The sequence below is a fragment of the Bacillus sp. FJAT-45066 genome, assembly GCF_002335755.1.
Classification (GTDB): Bacteria; Bacillota; Bacilli; order Bacillales; family Bacillaceae_I; genus Bacillus_CD; species Bacillus_CD alkalisoli.
This window is the reverse complement of the sequence record NZ_NISQ01000001.1, coordinates 2554615-2567248: the sequence shown is the minus strand read 5'-3', so window position 1 is coordinate 2567248 and position 12634 is coordinate 2554615. Positions and strand designations below refer to the sequence as shown.

Sequence of the window (12634 nt, the reverse complement as noted above, 5' to 3'; positions counted from 1 at the left end):
TCTGATTCACTTCTAACATTATATCGTAGACTCCACAATATCCTTTCTCCTATAGACGTTCAAGACTAAACCTAATAGCGTTGCATAAAATAGAAGTCTACTGCCGCCGTAAGTGATAAAAGGTAAGGAATAGCCAACAATAGGTAAAATCCCAAGTCCCATTAATATGCTCCACACAGCTGGCAATGCAAAGAGGGCACTTGCTCCAATTACGAGTATCCTACCAAAATGATCGTGTGTTTTAAACGCATTCATCGTCATTCGATAAATAAAGAGTAATAGAAGGAAACATAGTACAATACCAAAGCCCCAACCTAACGAATAGACAAGATACGGAAAAGCGAAATCAGTATGTATATCTGGAAGCTGACCGATCACAGCATCTTGCTGAAAACCATTACCGAGCCATCTTGCTTGGGAAAATACATCTTTTAAAACCATATAAATATACCCGTAGCCATATGGATCTTCTTCTGGTTTTAAGAAAGATGTGAGGCGAGTGGTAAAACTATGCCTTCTCACTTGCCAAAGGAAAAAGATAAAGAAAGATAATACGATTCCGTTTACAGCTACTAACTTTACTAACACCTTCTTCGGCATCGACGAATAGAGAATCATTGTGAGAGTACAAACTGCATAAATTATACTAGATGCAAAATCTGGTAGCGTCAAGAATAGATAAAGTGGACTCCAGAATAATCCAACTAATAGCAGCTGTTTTTTCCAATCAGAGAAGAGGTGCATGTTTGAACTAATTCCTGCCCAACCTAAGAATAGTAAAAATAAACAAATGACGGTCAAGTCTAACCTTATATCAGATATCCATATCGCTCTACGCGCTCCGTTAATCAAAGTCCCAAAAAGGCTAGTATAAAGTAGCAGTAGAAAGCCTGAAACGTAAAAGAATAGCCATCCATTTTTAAGACGCCGATAATCAAAGAAAAGAATAGAAACGATAACAATGACAGCCAATGTAAGCCAGATTGCTTGACGAAGGATAAAATTATAACTAGCAGGTAAAGATAACACGCCACCTGATAAAAGGAGAAAGCTTACGCTTGATAGTAAAACAAATAAAATAGTCAGCATCCAATCCATTCGCGGTTTATGGAGTTTGTTTAATTGATCCCCTAATGTATAAGCGTTCCCCATTTTTTCTATCGCTTTTTCTTCTGCATCTTCAATCGACATTTTCTCTTTTTGATAAGTTTGGCGCAGTTCACTCATATGGTTGTAAAGTTCTTTTTTAATGAGAGAGTGCGCTTCTTTTGATTTTACTCTCGAGGTTACTTTCTTCAGAAAATCTTCAAACTTAGTCGAGCTCATAAGAAGCCTCCTCCAGCAAATGCTTGAAGCTCCATTGCTTTTTCGCTCCATCTTTAGTAGCTAAGGCTAATTGTTTCTTCCCCTTAGACGTTAATGTATAATACTTTTTTTCATCTTGCCAAGAGGAGGAAAGAAGCTGTTTATTTTCTAGAAGGTGTAACAGCGTATAAAGCTGGCCTTCGTTGTTATGAAAGCATCGTTCATCACGCTGAAACAGATAGGTGCAAATTTCATATCCATGTTTCTCTTCATTTTGAAGTGAGGCCAATAATTTGACAATCGTTTCTTCTTTCCAGATAGGTTGTATAGACGTCAATTGTTTTGATTGTACGGATTCCTTAATCGCATGTTTACGTTCATCAGACAAAGAAAAGTCTTTGAAGACGGTTTTCTTCATCGTGCTTTTAAGATTGAAAAATGGATCCTTCATGTTTTATCCTCCTCTACCATTTGTTCTTTTACTAATTCTCGCGCACGCTGTAACCTTGTTTTAATCGTATTGCGGTTCACACCAGTAACATTACTAATCTCCGTTATGGAAAGCTCCTCATAATAATAGAGAAAAATAGCTTCCCGATATTTTGTGGGTAAGCACATAATGGCTTGGACAAGACTATTTTCTTCAGACATTGCAACAATCTGTTCTTCTATCTGTTTAGCTTTCGAAGGTATATAGGTTAGTAGTTTTTCATTAAAGGTCACTTTACGATGATGCCAGCTTCGTAAATAATCTTTACAATGGTTGCTCGCAATACGGTACACCCACGTTTTCAACGAGGATTGCTCGTTGAATTGATGAAATCGTTCATAGCATTTAATAAATATCTCTTGCGTTAAATCTTCCGCAGTTGCTTTATTTTTGACATATGTATATGTAAGATGCAAAATTCGATCGCTATATTCATTGATTAATACTTCCAACACTTTATCTCGGGCGCATTCATTTTCCGTAGTTATTGCTACATGTTCCATCTCACTCATCTGGCAAATCCCCCCTTTCTTCATTTTAGACGATAGAGTGCGTTAATTGGGTGGGGAAGAGTGAAAAAATATTTTTCAGTGTTGCGGAGGGACAGACACCGCGGTGCAAAAATGGATCGGGGTGTCTGTCTAGTTAATTCATTATGTTTATCATCTCTCCATACTGGGAATCTACTAATTAGTACTTAGCAATTAACAAAATCTTAGGAGGTAATAACATGAACAAGACAATTGTTGGTGGAGTATTCCGAACACAAGAAGAGGCTATTCGTGCAATTGAGGAGCTTCATGCTATGGGTTACACGAAAGATGAAGTTTCAGTTTTTGCGAAAGATAGTGATGATGTTAATAGTATACAAGATGTCACAGGTACTGAAGTGACAGAAAAAGATAGTGGACGAGCTGAAAATGCAGCAAAAGGTTTAGGCATAGGTGCAGGAACAGGTGGCGTTATTGGTGGTGTTGCAGGGGTTATTGCTTCGATTGGATTATTAGCGATACCTGGTATTGGTGTACTTGCAGCAGCAGGACCATTAGCGACTGCGCTAACGGGGGCAGCTATTGGAGCAAGTGGCGGTGGACTCGTAGGTGCTCTTACAGGAGCTGGGATCCCAGAAAAACATGCACTCGAGTATGAAACTCACCTAAACAATGGGCATATCGTAGTACTAGTAGAAGCAGATGAAGCACGTGAAGAAGGATTATATAATAATTTCTCTTCAAACAATTCACTAAATTCTCATACTTATGCTGACCACGTTCGAGTGGATAATAGAGTAGATAAATACTAGGTTATGTTTTGGTTTAGTGACAGGGACCTTACCCGTTTGGATCGAAGCCCTTGTCCCTTATGCTTTAAACAAAACTCGTATTTTTTAGAAAATGAATAGATGATATAGTAAAAAAACGTTTCTTCCACAATAGAAGAAACGTTTTTTTTGTTGTGTGGTGTTATAGCCAGTCCCCCTAGTTTGGTGATATTTTAGGTACTAGTGGTCTGACCTCATTTAGTAAAATCTACCTATCCAAACGCTACCAATATGTTATAATATTCAAAAAACGGTAAGGGGTAAAATAATGCCGATGGAATATGAAAAAATCATTGCTGAGTATGAGGCTAGCTTATATCGAGTTGCTTCCTTATTAACGAACAACAAAGAAGATGCGGAGGTTTTAGTAATAAATACGTTTTTACATATGAAAAAGGAGATAGCTAGTCTTCCAAAAGAGAACGACCTTTTTCACGAATTTTTTTCAACGAATGCCGTTATACATATGTATCACAACATACCAACTCTAAAAAAACGAAAAGAAGCTTCGTCACAACACGAACTAGTCGAGCTCCACTTTCTTCAATTAGAACAGACAGAACAACAATCTCTATTACTTTATTATCTATTTAAACTGTCATTCCCATCCATTAGCAAACTACTAAACGTACCTACCAACACACTTGAGAATGTCATCCTTACTTTTCACCAAGAAATTTCTCACAAACCGAATAACGCTGACTGCTTAAGCATAGAAACTACTACCAAGTACACTCATCACCTACTATCTCCAGAAAACCGCACCGAAGTGGAAGACCATCTAGAATTTTGCCCAGCGTGTCGTAGTCTAGTAGATGAAACGAATGGTACGATGAAAAAAGTGCAAGCGTTCATTCAACCAAACCCACTAGAAACACCTTTTGCAGAAAAAGCAATAGCAAAAACGCAAGACAAAACAAGAAAGAAAAAGTCATTGGCCTACCAACTACTTACGGCTGCAAGTATTGTCCTATTGTTTGGTCTTATCGTGTTAAATATGCCAAAGTTTGAGGGATGGACGAAGCTTGCTACTAACTACGTGAAGTATGGTGATTTTTATAACGTTTGGGAAGAGGGAACCTATGTAGCAGAAGCAAGCGGCGTATCGTTTGAGATTACGGGTGTGGAAATTACACCGGTGTTGATGCGCGTCGATTTTCGGATAGAAAATGAAAGAGAAAGAGTACTAGAATTCGTGGATAATGAACAAGGAAATCACTTAATTAGTACAAGATTTACGGGAGAAAGTGGCTTGTTTAATTTAATTTCCGATGAGGAGGAACATCGGATAAGTAACCTAACATTGATCAGTACGAATGAAGAAGCAACAGAAGGTTCGTTTTTTCTAGATATAACGAAAGGGATGTGGACGTTGGAGGAGATTCCAGAAGCGTTTGACCTTCGTTTCACCACATCCAGAATTGGTGGTGTATTTGGTCCTTGGGAAGTGACCGTTCCAATTTTGTATAAAGATGGAATGAAAAAAGCGAATACCATCGAGTTAGATCAGAAAGTATCGGTTGGGGAACTTTTTGATATTTCGCTCTTAGAGTGGACAACAAGCTCGACTGGAAATGTGATGAAAACAAGAATAGATACCTCCGAGGCTTTACGTGAATCGCGTGCAAACGATCAAAAATATATAGAATCCGTTCAGCTGAAATATAAAATAGAAACGGAACAAGGAGAAGCTCTTCTTCAACATCCGTATGGGATGTTTTCGTTTTATGTAGACGAATATTCCGAAGGTGGATTTTACGAGTTGGATAGTGACGAATCCATTTATGAGCAAGCATTCCACCCGTATACGTATAAAATGGTGGAAGGTAACTATCATACAACGAAATACAATAAGGAGCCTTTATATTTTAGTTTATACGAAGTGACCATGAGTGAAAGGACCGACTTTTCCTTTCCACTACAGCTAAAAGAAGTGGACAAGGAGCCGATGAACATAACATTCGACGGGACTATCTTTGAATACTTAACAGTTGTAAAAGAGGAAGGGGAAGAAAGAATAACCTATCGTGTCACAATTACAGGAAAAGAAGAAAATCCTCGCTATGAGCGCAGTTATTATTTTGACATGGAATACGTGGAGCATGAAGATCCATATGCTTATTATTTCTTAAGTGATCAAGGTCATGACATACAGAGAGAATTAGCGGAATTCTCTATAAGTGTTCCGAAAGATCATATAGATACGGTTTATATTAATGCTAGGTATGTGAGTACGACGATTCGGATGGATGAGCCGGTTAGGGTGCCGGTGTATTAAGGGGAGTTAAAGCAAAAATGAAATTGAGAAAGCTCAGCGCCAGCCAACCTGTTACACAGAATCCTTTCTTAAGAAATTTGCTTTGAAGGGATAGGGATCTTGACGCATTTGTACCAAGGTTTCTGTTCCTTCAATTCACCATTTATTTCATACACCAAAAACAGCCCACCATTTCTATTACTATTAAGATAGATACAATAACAGGAGGAACTACTATGGAAAAAGAAAACAAGATTTCCAAAATATTATTTTACCTCGGCTGTGCAGAATTAGTCATCGGCTTCTTTGTAGGGTTATATTTCGGTTCAGAAACAAGCTACTCATTTAATTGGTATGTTGCATTTCTATTTTGGGGTGCCGCCTTTATAAGTGCCATCTTTATCTTCGGTTTTTCGGAAATCATAGAACTACTGCACAAAATCAATGAAAATACGAAAAGAAAAAACAACACCACTAACTCCTCAGAACGAGAACCTGTTGTTACAATAGAAAAGAGTAAGGTTGTACAAAAGCGATGGGAGCTGTCTAAAGATGAAGTAGATAGAATTTCAGATTACTTCTCTAAGAAAAAGCTAGCCATCGAAAAAGTAATCGCTACTCCTTTCCAAGATGTTGTTTACGTAAAACTATCCAACAACACAGTGAAAATAATGATGGTTGGGAACTTCATCCCGGAAGAGATTCCTAGTAATTTGCTGTCGGATGAGTTAAAACAATGGTTAAGAGAAAATAGTTAACCAAAGACGAACGGCAGGGACAGCAGCCACAATGCAACAACGCATTAATCGGCCTGTCCCTATTATTCTATTAAAAATGAAGAGGTGATAAAAATGAGAGAAGCATACCATGTAATCGAACAAGTAACCGAAAGACTACCATATCATTTAACAAAAGAACATGTACAATCCTACAAGCAACTCGCGAAAAAAGGTATTTACCAATGTCCTTATTGTCAGGCGGAACTAATCGTCAAGTACAGTGACATAAAAGAAGTCCATTTTTCCCATAGGCATTCAGAAGCTTGCACAGAATCAAAAATGGCAGATAAAGCAGAAAAAAAGTATAGAAAACAAACAGAAAGAGAAACTCCTCAGCATAAGACCCTCGTAGATATATTTATAGATGAACTAAAATCTACTTCTAAGATTAATCCCACTATCAATGTTGATTACGGTTATCGTGCAAACATAAACTTAAAGCAATATCCTGACATTTTTCTAAAAATTGGCCAAACGGAACTCGCTATTTCCATCGTGACAAACGTTAACCCCAACCTAGATGCTACCCTTGCAAAAGAAATACAAAAACGCCACAAGTACTTTCAACAACAAGGCATGCACCCTATCTGGTTCATAGAAAATAAAGAACTAGCCATTGAAAAAGAAAAACATGCCATCGTCCTATGGGAAGCAGAAGCATCCATTTCACTACATACTTCCGAAGATAAAAAATGGGAAACTGCTTTAAAAACAATAGCAACAGATCTATCATTCTTTAAACCATATAATTACGTAACCTCCATGCCTAATTTAAAGGTAGAAGTAAGGAGTTTATATTATATTCAATCAACTGAAGACGGAATCTCCGTGCTCATTCATCGCTATCTAAAAGACAGAATACAAAAACCATTTCGAGCATTTTTATTAGGAGAAGGATACAAAATACCATTCTCCCAAGCATTAGCAATAAACGAAAAAAAGTTAAACTTAAGCGATCCTCAAATAGAAGAATCAAATAGAAATCAATTTATCGAAAACTATCATTTCCTACACAAAGAACAAGAAGAAGCCGAGCTCAGAAGAATAGAACTCGAGGAACAACAAAGAAAAGAACTAGAAAAACAAAAAGAATTATTACGCCAACAGATGATGGAAGAGAGAAAAAAGCAACAACTCGAGGCAAACGAAAACAAAAGAGCCATGCATTATGATGAATTGAAGTTGTTACTAAGGAAAAGAATCAACCTAACCCAAAAGGAACAACAAGAACTCTGGTCCAAATACATGCTCCGAAAAATCGGACCAAAGAACGCCCAGAAAGTGTGGAATGTTGTTGAGGAAAATGATGTGAGGTCGTTTGAGGAGTTGAAGAGGTTGTTGTGAGAAACAGGGACGGGGTTAAATTCACATTTTAATAGGATGTAAATTTAACCTCGTCCACATTTCACATCCTAGAAGAACTGTTCCTGTGGCTGGAAATTTCCTAATCTTCATTTGATAATATTACTAAATAATGCTAAAATAAACATAATTTTTAGAACGGAGGTGGGAAAGGATGTTAACTACTGTTTTGGTGCGCGGTTTCTGGAATGAATTCTTATATTTCGTCCGTGCAAAATTTGCTGTATTAGTTGTCAACGGGATACGTATGCCCATTTTTAGCAACTAAATAGCAAAATAAAAACAGAGAAAACATCTCTTTACCCACAATAAATATAGGTAAAAAGAGGGCGTTTCCTACGCTCTTTTTTTGTGCCTACTTTTCTGAAGGAAGCCATGGGGATTGCTGTATTCTCTTTGGCTTTTTCGTGTTTTTAAAAGGTGTTTTAGTAAAGGTTTTGTAATCTATTAAAACCAAGAGTGTAGTTGAAGAAGATTTGAAGAAGGAAATTGATTGCTACGGAAAGCATGTACCTGTAAAGAAAATAACGGATACAGCTCTTACACATAAACAACATTCAGTAAATAACTAGGAGGATCAAGCATGATCACATGTAGTGTAAACAAAGTGAAAAAAATGTACGGAGGAAACTCCATCTTTGAAAATATAACATTTGAAATAAATGAAAACGACCGAGTGGGTCTAGTCGGTCGAAATGGTAGCGGAAAAACGACGTTGTTTAGATTGCTAGCTGGAGAAGAAGCCCCCGATGCTGGCCAAATTCATTGGAAAAAAGGCTTGAAAATCGGCTATCTGTCGCAAATTCCTGATTACCATAATGAACATACAACAAAAGAGGTACTACAAACTGCTTTTTCTGATCTATTAAAAACAGAAGAGAAGATAAAGCAATTAGAAGCGGAGATGAGCAGAGAAACGACAGAAGAGAAAATGCAGCGACTCATACAAGAGTATGGCAACCTCCAAGACCATTTTACAATTCAAGGTGGCTATGAGATAGAAGCCAATATTGAAAAAATCGTAAATGGTTTAAACATAAAATCTCTATTAAATAAAGCATTCTCAACATTAAGTGGAGGAGAAAAGACGAAGGTTGGATTGGCCATTTCCCTTCTGCATGAACCGGATTTACTGCTATTAGATGAGCCGACTAATCACTTAGATTTGATGGCAGTTGAATGGCTAGGAAACTTTTTACAAGAATATCGTGGAACGGTTGTTGTAGTTTCCCATGACCGTTATTTTCTAGATGAAGTAGCAACCAAAATACTAGATATGGAGGACGGCGAAATAACCTGCTACCACACGAACTTCACAGGATTTATGAGAGAGAAAGAAGAGCGACTGTTAAATGAGTTCCAAGCATTTGAGGAACAGCAAAAGAAAATAAAGAAAATGAAAGAAGCGATTAAGCGGCTACGTGAGTGGGCAAACAGAGCGAATCCACCGAGTGAAGGTCTTCATAAAAGAGCACGTAACATGGAAAGAGCGTTAGAGCGAATGGAGAAAATTAATCGCCCTATCCTAAATAGAAAGAAAATGAATCTAGAAATGGAAGCAGCAGATCGAAGTGGAAAAGACGTAATCATACTTCGTGATGTATCAAAGTATTTTGGTGATCAACTACTCTTCCAAAACGTAAACCTAGATGTGAACTATCAACAAAGGGTGGCTATTATAGGCGAAAACGGAACTGGAAAATCTACATTAATTAAGCTCATGCTTCACCAATTAAAACCAGACAAAGGAGAGGTTCGTTTAGGCAGTAATGTGAAGGTCGGCTATTTATCCCAACATATTTTTTCTGACATTACGGACGATACATTGATAGATGTCTTCCGTAGTGAGGTGCGTGTGACAGAAGGAGAAGCGAGAGGGATTTTAGCGAGGTTTCTATTTTATGGACATACCGTCTATCGAAAAGTCTCCCAGCTCAGTGGAGGAGAGAGGATGAGACTACGCTTAGCGCAGCTAATGTACCAAGATATCAACCTGCTAATCTTAGACGAACCAACCAATCACTTAGATATTGAATCAAGGGAAGTTCTAGAAGAAGCATTAGAAGACTTTAATGGAACGATCTTAGCAGTTTCTCACGACCGCTATTTTCTTAATAAACTGTTTGAAAAAATTTATTGGATCCAAAATCAAGAAGTAAATGGATATGTAGGAAACTATGATTATGCGAAAATGAAATGGGATGAAAAGGCATTGCGGAGTAAGAAAGTAGAGGTCACCCAAGAGAAGAAAAAGGAGGGGCAACATTCCAGTAGCACGAAGAAAAAGGAAAGGAATAATTCAGAACTGTTGAAGAAGGAATTAGCTATTGTAGAAAATCGGATATTAGAAGTAGACCAGCAACTTGCGGAAAGTACCGATATAGACGTTTTGCAGAAGTTATATAGAGAGAAAGAAGAATTGGAGAATCGTTGGGAAGAGATTTGTGAAGGGATAGAATGAGTTTTGGGTGCAAAATTAGGCTATGGGGCCAGTCCCACAGTTTGGACACAAGTAGGAATGTCTGGTTATCGAATTGATATGGCAATCTTGCACCCAGAAGACACATCTCGATACATTCTAGGCATCGAGTGCGATGGTGCCATGTACCATAGCTCACAAAGCGCCAAAGACAGAGATGTATACAGACAAAACTTCCTCGAAAGCCGCGGCTGGAAAATCGAAAGAATCTGGAGCCGGAACTGGTGGAGAAACCCTACCGGTGAGATAGAAAGAATCGACCAGAGGGTGAAGGAATTGTTGGAAAAGGAAAGTGTTCAGAAGGTGGTTGTGAAATGAAAGTTTAAAGGTGCCTGACCCCCAACTAGTAAAACTTTAACGTACTGAGGGCAGGCACCTTTTATGAAGAACTTGTGAAAGAAATAGACAAGCTAGCTACATATGGAAATAGTAAAATAGCTTTCATCATAGGCGGATCACTCGGACTAAGCAGTGATGTTATGAAACGAGCAAACGATGCGTTACCTTTTTCTAAGATGACTTTTCCACATCAAATGATGCGTTTAATACTACTAGAGCAAGTTTATAGGGTGTTTAGGATTATTAGGGGTGAACCGTACCATAAGTAACGGCGAAATGAATCACTCCTTTTTCATTGTTATGATAGGATTGTATGCAATAAGACTTATAATGAAATTTAGTTATTGATATATCCCGCATAAGGAGTTGTGTCAAATGAATAAAAATAAAAGCACAGAAATAAAACGCTCAACAATAGCAGAAAACATTCTACCTCAGATCAATAGTAAAACTAAGCTAGGCGACTTACGAAAAATCGCGAAGGACATTAAAAAAGATCACGAACTAGCTATGGAACTTTGGTCAACCGGAGAGTTTCTGCCCAGACTATTGGCAATCTTAATTATGGACAAAAAACATCTTTCACAAGATGTACTAAATAAGCTTGATAAGGATATGCAGACTCACACATTTGATGAGCGAAATAACTTAATGGATTGGTTAATGGCTAATCAGCTTACCAAAGACAAGAAGAACATTGCAATGATGAAGTTATGAGAAAATAGTCCTTCTTCTCTTCAAAGGCGAACTTTCTGGTATTTTCAAGCGCGATTGAGATGGACTGGAAAAATACCGCCTGATAACACCGCAGACTTACTATCTGCAATTGAAGCTAATATTACGCAGGAAGAACCGGAAGTTCAATGGGCTATGAATTTCACCGCAGGCTGGATAGGCGTTTATGATGAAAAGTATCGAGCACGTTGTTTTAAACTTGGTGAGAAAACGGGTCTATACAAAGATGAAATGGTATCAAAAGGATGTACACCCAATTATTTGCCGGAGTTCATTACGATTGAAGTTAACAAACGAGTTAATAATTAGTTACCCTGAAAAAATCATATGGAAGTCGGTGCCTGACCCACAGTACACTAAAATTTTACTGTACCGGGGTCAGTTTTTTTTATTTGGAAGTGTAACTGTGACCCCGTCCCCGATTTTACACTTCGTTTTAATCAAACCCAATCAGCTATTATAAAGATTAGTGTAATATATCTAAGTTTGAAAATTTTAGATATAAGTTTTAGGGGAAGGCACCGCTTTCTGCATAAATCTTCATAAGTTCACTCATACTTAAATTAGGGGTGAATACATATGAAGTTCGACTATTTTGTGCTATCTTCTCTATGGGTAATATTTCCTATAATACTTTGGAAAGCAGTACCGTGAACTCGAATACGAGAGGTAGTAGCTACCTTTTTGTTTTTTCAAATGTTAACTTGGCTATTTAGCATCGGATTAACCAATGCGGGGTTACTCGAAGCGCCTGTCCGATTTTTTAAAGATGCTACGACAATCAATTTTACAATGGAATATTTAGCGTTTCCTACCGCAGCTGTTTTATTTCAATTGTATTTCCCTATTAACGCTAAATTTCTGAGAAGATTAGTCCATTACTTGTTGTGGGTAGGAGTTATTTTATCTTTTATGATTCTAATAGGGACATTTACAAACATCATGAACATAAAGATAGATAATCTAATAAGAAGCTTCTTTAATTTTACTATTGAATTATGGTTATGCCGTCGTTATGTAGTGTGGCTTTTCAAACAGCCTCCAAAAGGGTCTGATACATATGAATATTGAGTTTATGCTTTTATATGTTTTATATGCTATTACTTTTATTTCTTTAGGCTTTATTCCAAAAAACAAATGGAGAGAGGCTAGTATTGCCTTTTCTTTCCAACAATTCGTTACCTGGTTTTTGGGTTTACTTGTCGTCCAATTAAATTTAATAGAATACCCTGTTAGAGAACTTGCGAATGTCAATGGTACAAGTTTTTTATTCGAATTTATTATGTTTCCAATCATAAGTAGCTTCTTTTGTATTTATTATCCCCAAAAGAAGACCATATGGAAAAAATTCGTATACATTAGCTCTTTTTGTACAATTCTAACCTTGTTAGAAATCTTATTCGAAAAGTACACCAATCTAATAAATTATCTTCATTGGGACTGGTATGTTACATGGATTACTGTATTTGGTTCATTAATATTAATATGGAAGTTTTACAAATGGTTTTTTCAATTGAAATAGATAAACATGATAAACTAGGGACGGGGTTACATTTCTCATTTATAA

12 protein-coding genes and 2 pseudogenes are annotated in these 12634 nt (G+C 37.2%); 11 read left to right on the top strand and 3 right to left on the bottom strand.

The window, feature by feature from the left end; genetic code table 11:
- Positions 1 to 18 precede the first annotated feature (18 nt).
- Genes CDZ92_RS13020 through CDZ92_RS13010 form a run of 3 tightly spaced genes read right to left on the bottom strand, consistent with a single transcriptional unit; the run spans position 19 to position 2307 of the window.
- On the bottom strand, positions 19 to 1326 hold the full coding sequence (locus tag CDZ92_RS13020) for an FtsW/RodA/SpoVE family cell cycle protein (protein WP_096155631.1): 1308 nt from the start codon (positions 1324 to 1326) through the stop codon (positions 19 to 21).
- Positions 1313 to 1756: a PadR family transcriptional regulator gene (locus CDZ92_RS13015; protein WP_096155630.1), complete on the bottom strand. Its 444-nt coding sequence runs from the start codon at positions 1754 to 1756 to the stop codon at positions 1313 to 1315. Before CDZ92_RS13015 ends, CDZ92_RS13020 begins: the two co-directional genes overlap by 14 nt.
- Positions 1753 to 2307, bottom strand: coding sequence for a sigma-70 family RNA polymerase sigma factor (locus tag CDZ92_RS13010; protein WP_096155629.1), 555 nt, complete (start codon positions 2305 to 2307; stop codon positions 1753 to 1755). Before CDZ92_RS13010 ends, CDZ92_RS13015 begins: the two co-directional genes overlap by 4 nt.
- A 218-nt stretch (positions 2308 to 2525) precedes the next feature.
- Here CDZ92_RS13010 and CDZ92_RS13005 point away from each other — a divergent pair, with 218 nt between their 5' ends.
- The 11 genes and pseudogenes from CDZ92_RS13005 (at position 2526) to CDZ92_RS12960 (ending at position 12589) form a co-directional block, all read left to right on the top strand.
- On the top strand, positions 2526 to 3098 hold the full coding sequence (locus tag CDZ92_RS13005) for a general stress protein (RefSeq protein ID WP_096155628.1): 573 nt from the start codon (positions 2526 to 2528) through the stop codon (positions 3096 to 3098).
- A gap of 286 nt (positions 3099 to 3384) precedes the next feature.
- The gene (locus tag CDZ92_RS13000) at positions 3385 to 5394 is read left to right on the top strand and encodes a zf-HC2 domain-containing protein (RefSeq protein WP_096155627.1); all 2010 of its coding nucleotides are present in this window, start codon (positions 3385 to 3387) and stop codon (positions 5392 to 5394) included.
- 215 nt (positions 5395 to 5609) lie between these two features.
- Positions 5610 to 6131 (top strand): hypothetical protein, encoded by a 522-nt coding sequence (locus CDZ92_RS12995; protein WP_096155626.1) that lies wholly within the window; start codon positions 5610 to 5612, stop codon positions 6129 to 6131.
- 93 nt (positions 6132 to 6224) lie between these two features.
- The gene (locus tag CDZ92_RS12990) at positions 6225 to 7496 is read left to right on the top strand and encodes a competence protein CoiA family protein (protein WP_096155625.1); all 1272 of its coding nucleotides are present in this window, start codon (positions 6225 to 6227) and stop codon (positions 7494 to 7496) included.
- Between the two features lie 172 nt (positions 7497 to 7668).
- Complete coding sequence (locus CDZ92_RS20415) at positions 7669 to 7782, top strand: RAxF-45 family protein (protein ID WP_303621592.1); 114 nt, start codon at positions 7669 to 7671, stop codon at positions 7780 to 7782.
- Positions 7783 to 8097: 315 nt separating this feature from the next.
- Positions 8098 to 9975 (top strand): ribosomal protection-like ABC-F family protein, encoded by a 1878-nt coding sequence (abc-f, locus tag CDZ92_RS12985; RefSeq protein WP_096155624.1) that lies wholly within the window; start codon positions 8098 to 8100, stop codon positions 9973 to 9975.
- Positions 9976 to 9978: 3 nt separating this feature from the next.
- Positions 9979 to 10311, top strand: a complete 333-nt coding sequence (locus CDZ92_RS12980) for a DUF559 domain-containing protein (RefSeq protein WP_255249819.1) — start codon at positions 9979 to 9981, stop codon at positions 10309 to 10311.
- A 65-nt stretch (positions 10312 to 10376) separates the two neighbouring features.
- Positions 10377 to 10601, top strand: a pseudogene (locus CDZ92_RS12975) (23S rRNA (pseudouridine(1915)-N(3))-methyltransferase RlmH); the annotation flags it as partial.
- 106 nt (positions 10602 to 10707) lie between these two features.
- Positions 10708 to 11376, top strand: a pseudogene (locus CDZ92_RS12970) (DNA alkylation repair protein).
- Between the two features lie 351 nt (positions 11377 to 11727).
- Positions 11728 to 12138, top strand: a complete 411-nt coding sequence (locus tag CDZ92_RS20515; protein WP_369679962.1) for a CBO0543 family protein — start codon at positions 11728 to 11730, stop codon at positions 12136 to 12138.
- Entirely contained in the window at positions 12128 to 12589 is a 462-nt protein-coding gene (locus CDZ92_RS12960; protein ID WP_096155622.1) for a CBO0543 family protein, read from the top strand. The genes CDZ92_RS20515 and CDZ92_RS12960 overlap by 11 nt, the downstream gene beginning before the upstream one ends.
- Positions 12590 to 12634 lie beyond the last annotated feature (45 nt).